The sequence below is a fragment of the Streptomyces sp. SJL17-4 genome, from assembly GCF_036826855.1.
In the GTDB taxonomy this organism is placed as follows: Bacteria; Actinomycetota; Actinomycetes; order Streptomycetales; family Streptomycetaceae; genus Streptomyces.
On sequence record NZ_CP104578.1, the window covers coordinates 6,373,285 to 6,389,064 of the forward strand.

Here is a 15,780-nt window from a genome sequence, read left to right on the forward strand (position 1 = left end):
CCGGTCACCACGGCCGCGCCTGATGCTCGTCGGGCGCCGCCGACCGTCAGGCGCGGCCGATCGGGGCCACGACCGCCGACGTGAGGGCGGCCAGGTCGGCGGGGGAGAGCTCCACCTCAAGGCCGCGCCGGCCCGCCGAGATGCAGATGGACGCGTGGCCCGAGGCCGAGGCGTCGAGCACCGTGCGGAGCCGCTTGCGCTGGCCCAGCGGGGAGATGCCGCCCCGCACATAGCCCGTGGTGCGCTCGGCCGCCGCAGGATCCGCCATCGCCGCGCGCTTGCCGCCGACCGCCGAGGCCAGGGCCTTCAGGTCGAGCTGGCCCGCGACCGGGACCACCGCGACCGTCAGTTCGCCGTCGACGTCCGCCACCAGGGTCTTGAAGACCCGGTCGGGGGAGACGCCGAGGGCCTCGGCCGCCTCCTCGCCGTACGAGGGGGAGGCCGGGTCGTGCTCGTAGGCATGCAGGGTGAACGGAGTGCCGGCCGCCGTCAGGGCCACCGTCGCCGGGGTGCCGCCACTGTTCTTCTTCTGCTTCTTCGCCACGCGCGCTCTTCCTCAGTTCGGATACGTCGGGGCCTGCGTCAGGTCCACCACCGGCAGCGACGGCAGATGCCGGATGACCGCCGTCTCCGCACGCAGCAGCGTCAGCTCCTCGCGCAGCCGGGTCGCCGTGTCCGGGGCCTGGAGCAGCCGCTGCTTCGACGGCGTGTCGAGCACCGCCGCCGCCGCGACCAGGTACGACACCACCGACGGGTCGTCCGGCAGCTCGCTCGTCGTCAGCGAACGCTCGCGCGCCCCGGCCAGCCGCTTCTGGTAGCTGCGGAAGGCCCGCAGCACCCCTTCGGAGAGGCTCTCGGCCTCGTCGCCCTGCTCCTCCGGGATCTCCTCGACCTCGGCGACCAGGAACGGCCCGCTCGCGTCGACGGACAGCAGCTTCACCCGGGTCGTGCCGGTGGCCGTCACCTCGAAGCTGCCGTCGGCACGCTCCCGGATCTGCACCGCGTCGGCGATGCAGCCGACCCGGTGGAAGGACTGGATGGGGTCGGGGCCGAAGCCCGCGGCCGGGCCCTTCTCCGGCAGCGCCGTCTGGTCCGGCATGCCGGGGGCCGTCGGGGCGACCTCGCGGCCGTCGCGGATGGCGACGACGGCGAAGCGGCGCGGCTCCGAGTCGTCGATCGTGAGCAGCTCGCGCATCATGGCGCGATAACGCTCCTCGAAGACGTTCAGCGGCAGCACGAGGCCCGGGAACAGCACCGCGTTGAGCGGGAAGAGAGGCAGGCGAGCGGTGGTCACAGCGGTCAGCCTAATGGCCGCCGGGCCCGCCCCGTCCGGCCCGTCCCCCTCCGGTGTCCCAGAGAGGCGTACGACGGGCCAGCTCGGCCCTGACCATGTCCCGCGCGGCGAGGAACCGGCGCAGGGGGTCCCCCCTGCCGGAGCGAAGCCGAGAGCTCGGGGGAGGATCCTCCCGTACGGCTTCCCGCCCGGCACTCCGCACGGCGCCCCACGGGAACGAGGTCGCGTGGACCCCGATCCGGCCGAACTCCGCCCGGGCCTCCTCCCACCGCTCCCGCTCCATCAGCACGTACGCCAGCAGGTTGCGGACCTCGGCGGGCCACGGGTCGCCCGTAGGGAAGACCGCCGAAAGGGCCAGGGCCCGGTCCGCCGCCCGGTCGATCCGCGCCTCCGGCACCGTCGGGTCCAGGTCCGGCGGCACCCGGAGCCGGTCGTAGGCGGCGCGGACCGGCAGGGCCCGGACGAGCGAGTCCGGGGCGGCGTCGTCGGCCGCCTGCTCGGCGAAGTCGAAGGCGGCCCGGTGCGAGCCGTACCACTGCGCGGACAGGTACTTGAGCGCCGCGACATGGCAGCCGTAGTGGTGCGGGGAGCGGCGCACCGCCTGCTCCCAGAGCGACTCGAAGACGGCGGGCCCGGCGTGCGCCCCGCGCGCGTGGTCCAGGGCGAGACGCCACGGCACCGGGTCGTGCGGCGCCTCTTCCGCCAGCGCCTGGACCAGCGGCCCGAGTTCGCGCAGCCGCTCGGCCCGCGCGGGCGACTCCCACGCCCGGCGGACGGCGAGCTGCGCGGTGACGAGCAGGGCGTCGGGATCGCGGGGCGCGGCGGAGAGCCAGTGGGTCAGCCAGTCGCCCCTGCTGTACGCGAAGGTGGCGAGCCGGGTGACGTACCGGTCGCGGTCCTCCCACTCGCCGGCGTCCCGGGTGGTGGCGAGCAGCTTCGCCGCGGGCTCCGGATCGGCCAGGGCGGCGGCGACCAGGGCGGGGGCGAGCCGCTCGTCCGGGGCGTCGAGCAGCACGTCGTCGTCCGGCACGAACCCGGCGGCGAGCCGCGGGGCGTGCCGGGCCGAACGAACGGCGCCGATCAGGGCACGGAGCAAGGACATGGTGCGACGTATTCTCTCCCGACACCCGCCTCCTCGGCAGCCGGTCTCACGGCCCGCTCACCAAACCTTCGCCGCGGCCCGCCGCGTACACCAATCCTCCGCCGCGCCGCCTCACCCCCTGCCGAGCAGCCGCCTCACCCCTCCCCGAGCAGCCGCCTCACCCCCTGCTCAGCAGCCGGGTCGCTCCCGCCGCCACCGTCGTCGCCAGGATCCAGCCCAGCAGGATCAGGACCGCCGCCGTCCACTGCCAGATCCCCTCCAGGCGCCAGTAGCCGTCCTGGCCGAGATTGATCACCGGCAGCAGCAGATCGAGCGCGTACAGCGGCCCGTTCCACGCGGGCGCCTCCTCCGCCTTCAGCGGTATCGGGCGGTAGTGGGAGAAGGCCACAGTGCCCGCCGCCCACAGGACCGCCATCCACAGTGCCGCCCGGCCCGGCCGGTAGCCGTAGGCCACGGTCCAGTCCTGGAGGTAGCCCCACAGCTTCCCCGCCACCGGCAGGGTCTCCCGTCTGCGCCGCTGCTTGGCCAGCAGTACCTCGCGGGCGTCGGCGTCCTCCCCGCTGTTGCGCAGCACCGTCGCCAGGCGTTCGTACGGCTCCGGCGCGTACTCCGGTGTCGCCGCCGCCACCCACTCCAGGCGCCGGGCCAGGGGGAAGTGCCCGTACGGCACGAGGTTCTCGTAGGCGAAGCCGCCCATCGCGAGCCCGCCGGGCCCCGGCCAGCTGGTCGACAGGTCGATCAGGGTGACGACCTTCGCGCCGTTGAGCACGACGCGGCCCTCCTCCGGCCGCTCGCCGTTGAACCGGAGCTCCGGGGTGACGATCCGGCGGAACGAGACCTCCTCCCGGCGCGCCCCGCTCAGCAGGAACCGGGCGTGGTGCAGGTCCACCGCGTCGCCGAAGCGGCCGTCGTCGAGCCGCACCCCGCCGTGGAACTCGACCGGCTTGCGCCGGGCGCCCTGGGCGGGCGTCACCCCGTACGGCGGGGTGGCCGTGCTCTGCCCCGCCTGTCCCGCGGTGCCCGACTCCTCGTACACCCAGGCCGCGTTCAGATAGAGCGAGCGCTCCACCGTCAGCTGCGGTGCGTTGAGCGCGCGGCGGCCCTGCGCGCCGCGCAGCACGCTGCCCCGCAGGCTGAGGGAGACGCCGACCTTCGCCCCGCGCAGGCTCAGCTCCCCGTGCGTCTCGATCAGCTCGGCCTGGAGGTCCTGGGCGACCACCAACCCGTCCGCGGCGATGGCCCGGCCGCGCCGGTCCGGCCACACCTGGATCTGGTTGACGAGCAGGTCCGTGCCGATCTGCGCATCGGTGAGCCGGATGCCCCACCGCACCCGGCAGCGCGGCAGATGCAGGTCCCCCTCGGTGTGCAGCCGGGCCGCCTCCAGGCGCGGCAGCGCGCACTCGACCATCCGCAGCGTGCCGAACCGGGCCTCCGGCAGCACCACCTCGCCGTCGAACCGGCAGCCGTGCAGCTCCACGTACGGCCCTATCGTCCCGCCCGCCAGGTTCAGCACGCCGGTGATCCGCACACCGCGCAGCTTCAGCGCGGCCACCCGTCCCGACCGGGCCGGCGGCCCGGCGAGCAGCAGCAGCGCCACCACATCGGCGCGGACGCGCCGCTCCTCCCCCCACTCCCATCCCCCGAAGGGGTCGTCCCGCTCCGCGATCCCCTCCGTCAGGTCACACGTCCTGCCGACGACGAACGCCCGCCACACGGCCCGCTCCGGGCCTGTGAGACCGTCCGGCATCCCGTCCTCGTGCGGCTCGGTCACCGCCGCCCCCTCGCTTTCCACGATCCGCTCGCACGCTTCCGCGATTCCGGTTTCGATCTCTTTCCGGGGTCCCGTGGATTCGTACAGCCGTTCTTCCCGCTGAGTGACGGGCTGAACGCTAACGGTCAGGAGTGGCGACAAGACGCCAGTGTGGCCCGTATCAGCCATTGATACGGGCGTCCGGCGCCGTGGGCCGTCTGCGAGAATTGACCCGTGATCTCTCGAATCGATCTGCGCGGCGAGGCCCTCCCCGAGGGTTCCGCCCTGCGCGACCTGCTGCCCCGTGCCGAGTTCGACGTGGAAGCCGCCCTGGAGACGGTGCGGCCGATCTGCGAGGACGTCAGGCATCATGGCGCGGCCGCGGTGATCGACTACGGGGAGAAATTCGACGGCGTCCGCGTCCCCAGCCTGCGCGTCCCCGCCGAGGCGATCGACCGCGCCCTCGACGAGCTCGACCCGGCCGTCCGCGCCGCCCTCGAGGAGTCCATCCGGCGCACCCGCCTCGTCCACCGCGAGCAGCGCCGCACCACCCACACCACCCAGGTCGTCCCCGGCGGCACGGTCACCGAGAAGTGGATCCCGGTCGAGCGCGTGGGTCTGTACGTGCCGGGCGGCCGCGCCGTCTACCCGTCCTCCGTCGTGATGAACGTCGTCCCGGCCCAGGAGGCCGGCGTCGAGGGCCTGGCCGTCGCCTCGCCCCCGCAGAAGGAGTTCGGCGGGCTTCCGCACCCGACGATCCTCGCCGCCTGCGCCCTGCTCGGCGTCGACGAGGTGTACGCGGCCGGTGGCGCCCAGGCCATCGCCATGTTCGCGTACGGGACCGCCGACAGCGCGGGCGTCGACGGCGAGCCCGGCTGCGCCCCCGTCAACCTGGTGACCGGCCCCGGCAACATCTACGTGGCCGCCGCCAAGCGTCTCCTCAAGGGCCGTATCGGCATCGACGCCGAAGCAGGCCCGACGGAGATCGCGATCCTCGCGGACTCCACCGCCGACCCCGTGCACGTCGCCGCCGACCTCATCAGCCAGGCCGAGCACGACCCGATGGCCGCCTCCGTCCTCGTCACCGACTCGGACGAGCTGGCCGCCGCCACCGAGGCCGAGCTGAAGACCCAGGTCGCCGCCTCCAAGCACATCGACGACCGGATCGCCCCGGCCCTCGCCGGACGCCAGTCCGCGATCGTCCTCGTCCGCGACCTGGCCGACGGCCTCAAGGTCGTCGACGCGTACGGCGCCGAGCACCTGGAGATCCAGACCGCCGACGCCGCCGCCGTCGCCGACCGTGTCCGCAACGCGGGCGCGATCTTCGTCGGCGCCTGGTCGCCCGTCTCCCTCGGCGACTACTGCGCCGGCTCCAACCACGTCCTGCCCACCGGCGGCTGCGCCTGCCACTCCTCGGGCCTCTCCGTGCAGTCCTTCCTGCGCGGCGTGCACATCGTGGACTACACGCGCGACGCGCTCGCCGACGTCGCCCACCACGTCGTGACCCTCGCCGAGGCGGAGGACCTCCCCGCCCACGGCGCGGCGATCAAGGCAAGGTTCGGATGGAAGGTTCCCGAGAAGAAGTGACCTCGTACGACACCGTCCGCATCGACGACCTGCCCGTCCGCGACGAGCTGCGGGGCAAGTCTCCCTACGGCGCGCCCCAGCTCGACGTCCCCGTCCAGCTGAACACCAACGAGAACCCGTACCCGCTGCCCGAACCGCTCGTCGCCCGCATCGCGGAGCGCGTCGCCGAGGCCGCCCGTACCCTCAACCGCTACCCCGACCGGGACGTGGTCGAGCTCCGCACCGAGCTCGCCCGCTACCTCACCCGGACCGGCGGGCACCCCGTCGCCGTCGAGAACGTCTGGGCGGCCAACGGGTCCAACGAGGTCCTCCAGCAGCTGCTGCAGACCTTCGGCGGCCCGGGCCGTACCGCGATCGGCTTCGAGCCCTCGTACTCGATGCACGCCCTGATCGCCCGCGGCACCGGCACCGGCTGGATCTCCGGCCCGCGCGACGAGGACTTCACCATCGACGTGGCGGCGGCCGTCGCCGCGATCGCCGAGAACCGGCCCGACGTCGTGTTCATCACCTCTCCCAACAACCCCACCGGCACCGCCGTCGCGGCCGACACCGTCCTCGCCCTGTACGAGGCGGCCCAGGCGGCCAAGCCCTCCATGGTCGTCGTGGACGAGGCGTACGTGGAGTTCAGCCACCGGGACTCGCTGCTGCCCCTCATCGAGGGCCGCCCGAACCTGGTGATCTCCCGGACCATGTCCAAGGCCTTCGGCGCCGCCGGGCTGCGGCTCGGCTACCTCGCCGCCCACCCGGCCGTGGTCGACGCCGTCCAGCTGGTCCGGCTGCCGTACCACCTCTCCGCCGTCACCCAGGCGACCGCGCTCGCCGCCCTGGAGCACACCGACACCCTCCTCGGGTACGTCGAGCAGCTCAAGGCCGAGCGCGACCGGCTCGTCACCGAGCTGCGCGGGATCGGCTACGAGGTCACCGATTCGGACGCCAACTTCGTGCAGTTCGGGAAGTTCCCCGACACGCACGCGGCCTGGCAGCGGATCCTCGACCGGGGCGTCCTGGTCCGGGACAACGGCGTACCGGGATGGCTGCGGGTCACCGCCGGCACCCCCGAAGAGAACGACGCGTTCCTCGACGCGGTTCGTGAATTGATGAAGGAGCAGCAGCGATGAGCCGCGTAGGCCGCGTAGAGCGCACCACCAAGGAGACCTCCGTCGTCGTCGAGATCGACCTCGACGGCACCGGAAAGGTCGACGTGTCGACCGGGGTCGGGTTCTACGACCACATGCTCGACCAGCTCGGCCGCCACGGGCTCTTCGACCTCACCGTGAAGACCGACGGCGACCTGCACATCGACTCGCACCACACCATCGAGGACACCGCCCTCGCCCTCGGCGCCGCCTTCAAGCAGGCCCTCGGCGACAAGGTCGGCATCTACCGCTTCGGCAACTGCACCGTCCCGCTGGACGAGTCGCTCGCCCAGGTGACCGTCGACCTCTCCGGCCGCCCGTACCTCGTGCACACCGAGCCCGAGAACATGGCGCCGATGATCGGCTCGTACGACACGACGATGACCCGGCACATCTTCGAGTCCTTCGTCGCCCAGGCCCAGATCGCCCTGCACATCCACGTGCCGTACGGGCGCAACGCCCACCACATCGTGGAGTGCCAGTTCAAGGCCTTCGCCCGCGCCCTCCGCTACGCCTCCGAGCGCGACCCGCGCGCCGCCGGAATCCTCCCCTCCACGAAGGGCGCGCTCTAAACGTGAACGGCCTCTCCACCATTCTCATCGTCGTCGGCCTCTTCCTCCTCGGAGGCATCTACTCCTTCGTCAAGCAGCAGATGCCCAAGGGTGTCATCGTGCTCGTCGCCATCGGCGCCGCGATGTCCCTCGGTGCCGGTGTGCTGCGGCTGGACGTGTGGTCATGACCGCGAGCACCCCCAAGAAGGTCGTCGTCTTCGACTACGGCTTCGGCAACGTGCGCTCCGCAGAGCGCGCCCTCGCCCGGGTCGGCGCCGACGTCGAGATCACCCGCGACTACGACACCGCGATGAACGCCGACGGGCTCCTCGTCCCCGGCGTCGGCGCCTTCTCCGCCTGCATGCAGGGGCTGAAGGACGCGCGCGGCGAGTGGATCATCGGCCGCCGGCTCTCCGGCGGCCGCCCGGTCATGGGCATCTGCGTCGGCATGCAGATCCTCTTCGCCCACGGCTTCGAGCACGGCGTGGAGAGCGAGGGCCTCGACGAGTGGCCCGGTACGGTCGAGCCGTTGAACGCCCCCGTCGTCCCCCACATGGGCTGGAACACGGTCGACGCGCCCGAGGACACCGAGATGTTCGCGGACCTCGACGCCGACGCCCGGTTCTACTTCGTGCACTCCTACGCGGTGCGCGAGTGGACCCTCGAGGTCGGCAACAAGAACATCCGCGCCCCCAAGGTCACCTGGGCCACCCACGGCGAGCCCTTCGTCGCGGCCGTCGAGAACGGCGCCCTGTGGGCCACCCAGTTCCACCCCGAGAAGTCCGGCGACGCCGGAGCCCAGCTCCTCACCAATTGGATCGAGACCCTCTGATCATGGCTCAGAAGCTTGAACTCCTCCCCGCCGTCGACGTCCGCGACGGCCAGGCCGTCCGTCTCGTGCACGGCGAGTCCGGCACCGAGACCTCCTACGGCTCCCCGCTCGAAGCGGCCCTCGCCTGGCAGGACTCCGGCGCCGAGTGGCTGCACCTCGTCGACCTCGACGCCGCCTTCGGCACCGGTGACAACCGGCAGCTGATCGCCGAGGTCGCCCAGGCCATGGACATCAAGGTCGAGCTCTCCGGCGGCATCCGCGACGACGCCTCGCTCGCCGCGGCCCTCGCCACCGGCTGCACCCGCGTCAACCTCGGCACCGCCGCCCTGGAGACCCCCGAGTGGGTCGCCAAGGTCATCGCCGAGTACGGCGACAAGATCGCCGTCGGCCTCGACGTCCGCGGCACGACCCTGCGCGGCCGCGGCTGGACCCGCGACGGCGGCGACCTCTACGAGACGCTCGCCCGTCTCGACTCCGAGGGCTGCTCCCGCTACGTCGTCACCGACATCGCCAAGGACGGCACCCTCCAGGGCCCCAACCTGGAGCTCCTGAAGAACGTCTGCGCGGCCACCGACAAGCCCGTCGTCGCCTCCGGCGGCGTGTCGTCCCTGGACGACCTGCGGGCCCTGTCCGGCCTGGTGCCGCTCGGCGTCGAGGGTGCGATCGTCGGCAAGGCGCTGTACGCCAAGGCGTTCACCCTCGAAGAGGCGCTGGAGGCGGTGGCTTCCGTATGACCGACGGCGTGAAGAAGGTCGTCACCGGCGCCCCCTGGGAGGAGCAGTTCGGCTACTCCCGCGCGGTGGAGCTGCCGAACGGCCTGGTCCTCGTCGCCGGCTGTACGTCGGTGGTCGGCGGCCAGATCGCCGGCGGAGGCCCGTACGACCAGACGGTGAACTCCTTCAACGTGGCCTTCGCCGCCCTGAAGCAGCTCGGCCTGGGCCCGGAGGACGTCGTCCGCACCCGGATGTACATCACCCACGCCCGGGACGTGGACGAGGTCGGCCGCGCCCACAAGGAGCTGTTCGACGCCGTCCGCCCGGCGGCTTCGATGATCATCGTCTCCGGTTTCGTCGACCCCAGCCTGGTCGTCGAGGTCGAGGTCGAGGCGTTCCGCCCAGAGGGACAGAGGGGGAGTGCGGAATGAGTCTCGCCGTACGCGTGATCCCCTGCCTGGACGTGGACAACGGCCGGGTCGTCAAGGGCGTCAACTTCCAGAACCTGCGGGACGCCGGCGACCCCGTCGAGATGGCCAAGCTGTACGACGCCGAGGGCGCCGACGAGCTGACCTTCCTCGACATCACCGCCTCCTCGGGCAACCGCGAGACCACCTACGACGTGGTGCGCCGCACCGCCGAGCAGGTCTTCATCCCGCTCACGGTCGGCGGCGGCGTCCGCGCGGCCGAGGACGTGGACAAGCTGCTGCGGGCCGGCGCCGACAAGGTGGGCGTCAACACCGCCGCGATCGCGCGCCCCGAGCTGATCCAGGAGATCGCGGAGCGCTTCGGCCGCCAGGTGCTCGTCCTGTCGGTCGACGCCCGGCGGACGGCCTCGGGCTCCTTCGAGGTGACGACGCACGGCGGCCGCAAGGGCACCGGCATCGACGCCGTCGAGTGGGCGCACCGGGCCGCCGAGCTGGGGGCGGGCGAGATCCTGCTCAACTCGATGGACGCGGACGGCACCAAGGACGGCTACGACACGGAGATGATCGCGGCCGTACGCAAGCACGTGACCGTGCCGGTGATCGCGAGCGGGGGAGCGGGCAAGCTCGCCGACTTCCCGCCGGCGGTGGCGGCGGGCGCGGACGCGGTGCTCGCGGCCTCCGTCTTCCACTTCGGCGACCTGCGGATCTCGCAGGTCAAGGACGCGCTGCGGGAGGCGGGCCACCCGGTCCGCTGAGCGCACAGGAAGAAGGGTCCCCTCGGGGGCCCTTCTTCTTCCGCAGATGTGCAGGATTATTTGTGCAATTCTCATTGCGCAAGTTTTCTTTTGTATCTAGGGTCGGTGTCATGACCTCGCCGGAGCACCGCCGGATCACCGATCTCGGCACCTTGAAAGCCATCTCGCACCCGCTGCGCATGCGCCTCTACCGCGCCCTCTTCGTGGCCCGCACCGCCACCGCGTCCCAGCTCGCCGAACAGGTCGACGAGGCGGTCTCGCTGGTCAGCTACCACCTGCGCAAACTCGCCGAGCACGGCCTCATCGAGGAGGCCGAGACCCAGTCGGCGGACGGCCGCGAGCGCTGGTGGCAGCCGAGCTCGTACGGCTTCAGCATCCACGACGAGGACCTCCGCGACGCCCCCGAGCTCGCCGCCGCGAGCGCCGCCTTCGGCCGTACGGTCGACGAGCAGCGCACACAGATGTACGCCCGCTTCCTCGACGAGCGGCACACCTGGCCCGAGGAATGGCGCTCCGCCTCCGTCAGCGCCGAGTGGCTGCCCCGCCTCACCGCCGACGAGCTCGCCGCGCTCGGGGCCGAGCTGGACGCCGTCCTCAGGAAGCACGACCAGCGGGCCCGCGCCGCCGAGGCCGCCGGTGACACCGAGGGCCGCGAGAACGTCGCCCTCCACCTCAACGGCTTCCCCTACCGCTCATGACCGCCACCGAGCTCGCCGTCGCCGAGCGTCCCGCCTACCGCGAACCCAACATCCTGCGCTGGGTCGGCGCGTACACCGCGTCCACCACCGGCGACATGGTCTACCACCTGGCCCTCTCCTGGGCCGCCGTGCAGAACGGCACCCCCGCGCAGGCCGGGATCGTCCTCGCCCTCAGCGCCGTGATGCGTGCCCTGCTCATGCTCGGCGGAGGAGTGGTCGCCGACCGCTTCGGCCCCAGAAGGGTCGTCATATCCTCCGACGCCGTCCGGTGCGTCGTCGTCCTCGGCGTCGCCGCGGCACTGGCGCTCGCCTCGCCCGGTCTCTGGGTCCTCGCCGCCGTCGCGCTCGTCTTCGGAGCCGTGGACGCCCTGTTCATGCCCGCCGTCGGCGCCCTGCCGCCGCGGATCGCCGCTTCCGAGCAGCTCGCCAGGGTCCAGGGGATGCGGGGCCTCGCCTACCGGATCTCGGTCCTGGTCGGCGCCCCGCTCGGTGGGCTCGCGGTCTCCCTCGGCGGATCGGCCGCCGCGTTCGGCGCCGCCGGACTGCTCTTCGCCTTCTCCCTGCCGCTGCTCCTGGCACTCCGGCTCTCCCCGCTGCCCACGGACGACGCGGCACGGGAGAAGACCACCGCCCTGCACGACCTGACCGACGGCCTGCGCTACCTCCGCCGCCACCGAGTCCTCGGCCCGCTGATGATCGTCATCGCCCTCAGCGACCTCGGCTTCGTCGGCCCCCTCAACGTCGGCCTCGCGCTCCTCTCCGACGCACGCGGCTGGGGCGCGGCCGGCATCGGCTGGATCCTCGCCGCCTTCGGTGCGGGAGCGGGGGCCGCGTCCCTGCTCCTGACCGTACGGGGCCGCATCCCGCGCGCGGGGCTCGTCCTCTCCTGGACCATCGCCCTCGGTGCGGTGTCGATCGCCGCCCTCGCCTACGTGCCGCAGCTGCCCGTGGCCGTCGCCGTGTCCGTCTCGGTCGGCCTGCTCGCAGGCCTCAGCGGCGCCCTGTGCGGAGCACTGACCCAGACCGAGTGCGACCCCGTGTACCTGGGCCGGGTCACCTCGGTCTCCACGTTCTTCAGCCTCGGCGTCGCCCCGCTGAGCTTCCCGCTCACCGGAGCGGCCGTGGGGCTGTGGGGTCCCGCGCCGGTCTTCACCGCCAGCGCCGCCGTCTGCGCCCTCGGCGGGATCTACGGCCTCTCGGTGAAGGCACTCCGCCGTGCCGAGCTGCCCCGCTGACCGGTCAGAGCCCCAGCTGCTTCGTCTCCCGCAGCCGCTCGATCGCCTCCGGCTCCCCGTCCAGCTCCACCTTGGCCGAGGCCTGGCGGCCGAACAGGTACATCGTCAGCTCGCCCGGCTCCCCGGAGGCCGTCACCACCGGAGTGCCCCGGTGCGCCACCACCGTCTGGCCGTTCGGACGGCGCAGCACCAGGCCCACCGGCACCTTCCGGCCCAGCAGGCGGGCCGTGCGCTCCAGGCGGGACCAGAGGGCGTCGGCGAAGACCGGGTCGAGCTCGCGCGACGACCACTCGGGCTGGGCACGGCGTACGTCCTCGGCGTGGACGTAGAACTCGACGATGTTCGCCCCCTCGTCCACCTGCTTGATGGTGAACGGCGAGAACTTCGGCGGGCCCGTCCGGATGAGCTGGATCAGCTCCTCGTACGGCTTGTCGGCGAATTCCGCCTGCACCCGCTCCTGCCGGTCCTTCAGCACCGGTACGAGCGAACCGGCCGCCGCGTCCGGGCGCCGCTCCCGCACCACCACATGGGCCGCGAGATCCCGGGTCCGCCAGCCCTCGCAGAGCGTCGGGGCATCGGGGCCCGCCGCCTCCAACAGGTCGGCGAGCAGAAGCCGTTCACGTTTGGCATGGGTCGACATGCTCGCCAGCGTACGGCGGGTGGTGCCGGTCCGCCCAGTGGACGTCCGCCGGACACCACCCCGGGTCGCGGCACAATGGCGCCATGAGCAGCAATCTCGACCCGGCCGTCTCCGCCCGGCTCAAGCGCAGCCCCGACGGGCTCGTCCCCGCCATCGCCCAGCAGTACGACACCGGCGAGGTGCTGATGCTGGGCTGGATGGACGACGAGGCCCTCCACCGCACCCTCACCACCGGCCGCTGCACCTACTGGTCCCGCAGCCGCCAGGAGTACTGGGTCAAGGGCGACACCTCCGGCCACGTCCAGCACGTCAAGTCCGTCGCCCTCGACTGCGACGCCGACACCGTCCTCGTCAAGGTCGACCAGGTCGGCGCCGCCTGCCACACCGGCGCCCGGACCTGCTTCGACGCCGATGTGCTGCCCGTATCCGCGTCCGACGCGGACCCCGTATCCGAGTAGGGTCTGGCGCCATGGATCTCGACACCTTCCGCAAGCTGGCGGCCGACCGCCGCGTCATCCCCGTCAGCCGCCGGCTGCTCGCGGACGGCGACACCCCGGTCGGGCTCTACCGCAAGCTCGCCGCCGAACGGCCCGGCACCTTCCTCCTCGAATCCGCGGAGAACGGCCGCAGCTGGTCCCGATACTCCTTCATCGGCGTCCGCAGCGACGCCACCCTGACGGTGAAGGACGGCGAGGCCCACTGGCTGGGCACCCCGCCCGTCGGCGTCCCCACCGACGGCGACCCGCTCCAGGCCCTGCGCGCCACCGTCGAGACCCTCCACACCCCGCGCGACCTCGCTTCCGGCATGCCGCCGTTCACCGGCGGCATGGTCGGCTACCTGGGCTACGACATCGTCCGCCGCCTGGAGAAGATCGGCGACTCCACCCGGGACGACCTCCAGCTCCCCGAGCTGACCATGCTCCTCACCAGCGACCTCGCGGTCCTCGACCACTGGGACGGCTCGGTCCTGCTGATCGCCAACGCGATCAACCACAACGACCTGGAGACCGGCATCGAGGAGGCGTACGCGCACGCCGTCGCCCGCCTCGACGCCATGGAGGCCGACCTGGCCCGCCCGGTCGCCACCGCCCCCACCGCCCTCCCCGCCTCCGAACTCCCGGAGTTCTCCGCGCTCTGGGGCGGAGCCGCCTACCAGGACGCCGTCGAGGACATCAAGGAGCGCATCCGGGCCGGAGAGGCCTTCCAGGTCGTGCCCTCGCAGCGCTTCGAGACCCCCTGCACGGCCTCCGCGCTCGACGTCTACCGGGTCCTGCGGGCCACCAACCCGTCCCCGTACATGTACCTCTTCCGCTTCGAGAACGGCTTCGACGTCGTCGGATCCAGCCCCGAGGCCCTCGTCAAGGTCGAGGACGGGCACGCGCTGCTCCACCCCATCGCCGGCACCCGGCACCGCGGCGCCACCCCGCAGGAGGACCACGACCTCGCCGAGGAACTGCTCGCCGACCCCAAGGAGCGCGCCGAGCACCTCATGCTCGTCGACCTCGGCCGCAACGACCTCGGCCGCGTCTGCGCGCCCGGCTCCGTCGAGGTCGTCGACTTCATGTCCGTCGAGCGCTACTCGCACGTCATGCACATCGTCTCCACCGTGACCGGCGAGGTCGCCGAGGGCAGGACCGCCTTCGACGTCCTCACCGCCTGCTTCCCGGCCGGCACGCTCTCCGGCGCGCCCAAGCCCCGGGCGATGCAGATCATCGAGGAGCTCGAACCCTCCCGGCGCGGCCTGTACGGCGGATGTGTCGGTTATCTCGATTTCGCCGGCGACGCGGACACGGCCATCGCCATCCGTACCGCCCTGCTCCGCGACGGAACCGCGTATGTGCAGGCCGGAGCGGGTGTCGTCGCCGACTCCGATCCCGTCGCCGAGGACAACGAGTGCCGGAACAAGGCCGCGGCCGTGCTCCGCGCCGTCCACACCGCCAACCGGATGAACGGCGCCTGACCGCGTAGGGGATAGTGGGGTACGTGAGTGCCGTACCCGTACCCCAGCCCCGGGCCGCCCGCGCGGCCGTCCCCACCGGCGGCGGCCGCCGCAGCCTGGCCGCGGCCCTCCTCCTCGGTGCCCTCGGTGCCACCGTCGTCCTGCTCTCCGCCGGTCAGATCTGGGCGGAGGGCACGGCGTCCGTCGGCGGCGGCAGCGTCACCGTCGAGGCCGACGGCGGCAGCGTCACCGGTGTCCCGACGGCCCTCGCGATCGTCGGCCTCGCCGCGCTCTTCGCCGTCTTCGCCGTCCGCCGCACCGGCCGCACCCTCGTCGCCGCGCTCCTCGCGCTCAGCGGCGCGGGTGCCGCGCTCGCCGCGGTCCTCGGCGCCTCCGACAGCGCCGCCCTGGACGCCGAGGCCGCCCGCATCAGCGGCGACACCGGCGCCGCCGTGGCCGGCCTGAGCCACACCGTCTGGCCGTACGTGACCGCCGCGGGCGCCGTCCTCATCCTGCTCGCCGGCCTCTTCGCACTGCGCTTCGGCAAGAGCTGGCCCGCGATGGGCGGCCGCTACGAGCGCTCCGGGGCCCCGCGGGCCGCCCGCAAGGCACCCACGACCGACCCGGACCGGCCCGAGGACCTGTGGAAGGCCCTGGACCGCGGCGAGGACCCCACGCACGGGGCGTGACGGGCCGGACCACGGGGCCCGACGGCGCCGGACCACGGTGCCCGACAGCGCCGCCAGCCGCGACGCGTGATCGTCCCGGTACCCCCGATTCACCCTCGCGCGCCCGCGTGCGGGACAATGAGCGCCGAGAGTCCGCGCACGCGAGACCTCACCATCGAGCAACTGCAACGAGGAGCAACTCATGGCGGGCAGCGCCCACGGACACACCCCGGCCGCCTGGACCGGTGTCATCATCTCCTTCATCGGCTTCTGCATCGCCGGAGTCTTCATGGTGGCCGCCAACCAGGCCGGTTTCTGGGCCGGCGTGGGTGTCATCTTCCTCGGCGGCATCGTCGGCGGCGCGATGAAGGTCGCGGGCCTCGGCATGCCGAAGGAGTCGGCGGCCGTCACCGCCGCCCGCGAGGCCGCGACGCTCCAGGCCCGTTCCTGAC

General features: G+C 72.7%; 19 protein-coding genes. 14 read left to right on the forward strand and 5 right to left on the reverse strand.

Features of this window, described 5'->3' with window-relative positions; translation table 11 throughout:
* Window positions 1-46 precede the first annotated feature (46 nt).
* The 4 genes from ybaK to N5875_RS28630 all read right to left on the reverse strand — a co-directional run bounded on the left by ybaK (window position 47) and on the right by N5875_RS28630 (window position 4,167).
* Entirely contained in the window at window positions 47-544 is a 498-nt protein-coding gene (ybaK, locus tag N5875_RS28615) for a Cys-tRNA(Pro) deacylase (RefSeq protein WP_318207300.1), read from the reverse strand.
* A 12-nt stretch (window positions 545-556) separates the two neighbouring features.
* Entirely contained in the window at window positions 557-1,294 is a 738-nt protein-coding gene (locus N5875_RS28620; protein ID WP_338497028.1) for an LON peptidase substrate-binding domain-containing protein, read from the reverse strand.
* 10 nt (window positions 1,295-1,304) lie between these two features.
* Window positions 1,305-2,396, reverse strand: a complete 1,092-nt coding sequence (locus N5875_RS28625) for a hypothetical protein (RefSeq protein ID WP_338497030.1) — start codon at window positions 2,394-2,396, stop codon at window positions 1,305-1,307.
* Window positions 2,397-2,553: 157 nt separating this feature from the next.
* Entirely contained in the window at window positions 2,554-4,167 is a 1,614-nt protein-coding gene (locus N5875_RS28630) for an oxidoreductase (RefSeq protein ID WP_318207297.1), read from the reverse strand.
* Window positions 4,168-4,380: 213 nt separating this feature from the next.
* Here N5875_RS28630 and hisD point away from each other — a divergent pair, with 213 nt between their 5' ends.
* The 10 genes from hisD to N5875_RS28680 all read left to right on the forward strand — a co-directional run bounded on the left by hisD (window position 4,381) and on the right by N5875_RS28680 (window position 12,081).
* Window positions 4,381-5,733 carry a histidinol dehydrogenase gene (gene hisD / locus N5875_RS28635; RefSeq protein ID WP_338497032.1) on the forward strand — a complete coding sequence of 451 codons (1,353 nt, stop codon included), beginning with the start codon at window positions 4,381-4,383 and terminating at the stop codon, window positions 5,731-5,733.
* The gene (locus N5875_RS28640; RefSeq protein ID WP_338497033.1) at window positions 5,730-6,851 is read left to right on the forward strand and encodes a histidinol-phosphate transaminase; all 1,122 of its coding nucleotides are present in this window, start codon (window positions 5,730-5,732) and stop codon (window positions 6,849-6,851) included. Before hisD ends, N5875_RS28640 begins: the two co-directional genes overlap by 4 nt.
* Window positions 6,848-7,441: an imidazoleglycerol-phosphate dehydratase HisB gene (gene hisB / locus N5875_RS28645; protein ID WP_015032911.1), complete on the forward strand. Its 594-nt coding sequence runs from the start codon at window positions 6,848-6,850 to the stop codon at window positions 7,439-7,441. Before N5875_RS28640 ends, hisB begins: the two co-directional genes overlap by 4 nt.
* A 2-nt stretch (window positions 7,442-7,443) precedes the next feature.
* Window positions 7,444-7,608, forward strand: a complete 165-nt coding sequence (locus N5875_RS28650; protein ID WP_189505976.1) for a hypothetical protein — start codon at window positions 7,444-7,446, stop codon at window positions 7,606-7,608.
* Window positions 7,605-8,252: an imidazole glycerol phosphate synthase subunit HisH gene (gene hisH, locus N5875_RS28655; protein WP_318207294.1), complete on the forward strand. Its 648-nt coding sequence runs from the start codon at window positions 7,605-7,607 to the stop codon at window positions 8,250-8,252. The genes N5875_RS28650 and hisH overlap by 4 nt, the downstream gene beginning before the upstream one ends.
* Before the next feature lie 2 nt (window positions 8,253-8,254).
* Entirely contained in the window at window positions 8,255-8,986 is a 732-nt protein-coding gene (gene priA / locus N5875_RS28660; RefSeq protein WP_338497038.1) for a bifunctional 1-(5-phosphoribosyl)-5-((5-phosphoribosylamino)methylideneamino)imidazole-4-carboxamide isomerase/phosphoribosylanthranilate isomerase PriA, read from the forward strand.
* On the forward strand, window positions 8,983-9,396 hold the full coding sequence (locus N5875_RS28665) for a RidA family protein (RefSeq protein ID WP_318207292.1): 414 nt from the start codon (window positions 8,983-8,985) through the stop codon (window positions 9,394-9,396). Before priA ends, N5875_RS28665 begins: the two co-directional genes overlap by 4 nt.
* Window positions 9,393-10,148 carry an imidazole glycerol phosphate synthase subunit HisF gene (gene hisF / locus N5875_RS28670; RefSeq protein ID WP_073806717.1) on the forward strand — a complete coding sequence of 252 codons (756 nt, stop codon included), beginning with the start codon at window positions 9,393-9,395 and terminating at the stop codon, window positions 10,146-10,148. The genes N5875_RS28665 and hisF overlap by 4 nt, the downstream gene beginning before the upstream one ends.
* Window positions 10,149-10,258: 110 nt before the next feature.
* Window positions 10,259-10,846, forward strand: coding sequence for a helix-turn-helix domain-containing protein (locus N5875_RS28675; protein ID WP_338497044.1), 588 nt, complete (start codon window positions 10,259-10,261; stop codon window positions 10,844-10,846).
* Window positions 10,843-12,081 carry an MFS transporter gene (locus tag N5875_RS28680; protein WP_318207290.1) on the forward strand — a complete coding sequence of 413 codons (1,239 nt, stop codon included), beginning with the start codon at window positions 10,843-10,845 and terminating at the stop codon, window positions 12,079-12,081. Before N5875_RS28675 ends, N5875_RS28680 begins: the two co-directional genes overlap by 4 nt.
* 4 nt (window positions 12,082-12,085) lie before the next feature.
* Here N5875_RS28680 and N5875_RS28685 read toward each other — a convergent pair whose 3' ends face one another.
* Window positions 12,086-12,721: a TIGR03085 family metal-binding protein gene (locus tag N5875_RS28685; protein ID WP_318207289.1), complete on the reverse strand. Its 636-nt coding sequence runs from the start codon at window positions 12,719-12,721 to the stop codon at window positions 12,086-12,088.
* 83 nt (window positions 12,722-12,804) lie between these two features.
* Between N5875_RS28685 and hisI the strand changes: the two genes are divergently transcribed.
* The 4 genes from hisI (at window position 12,805) to N5875_RS28705 (ending at window position 15,779) form a co-directional block, all read left to right on the forward strand.
* Entirely contained in the window at window positions 12,805-13,179 is a 375-nt protein-coding gene (hisI, locus tag N5875_RS28690; RefSeq protein ID WP_318207288.1) for a phosphoribosyl-AMP cyclohydrolase, read from the forward strand.
* An 11-nt stretch (window positions 13,180-13,190) separates the two neighbouring features.
* Window positions 13,191-14,681 carry an anthranilate synthase component I gene (locus N5875_RS28695; RefSeq protein WP_318207287.1) on the forward strand — a complete coding sequence of 497 codons (1,491 nt, stop codon included), beginning with the start codon at window positions 13,191-13,193 and terminating at the stop codon, window positions 14,679-14,681.
* A 14-nt stretch (window positions 14,682-14,695) separates the two neighbouring features.
* Window positions 14,696-15,349: a TIGR02234 family membrane protein gene (locus tag N5875_RS28700; protein WP_318207286.1), complete on the forward strand. Its 654-nt coding sequence runs from the start codon at window positions 14,696-14,698 to the stop codon at window positions 15,347-15,349.
* A gap of 181 nt (window positions 15,350-15,530) precedes the next feature.
* On the forward strand, window positions 15,531-15,779 hold the full coding sequence (locus tag N5875_RS28705) for an HGxxPAAW family protein (protein WP_318207285.1): 249 nt from the start codon (window positions 15,531-15,533) through the stop codon (window positions 15,777-15,779).
* The last annotated feature ends 1 nt before the right edge of the window (window position 15,780 follow it).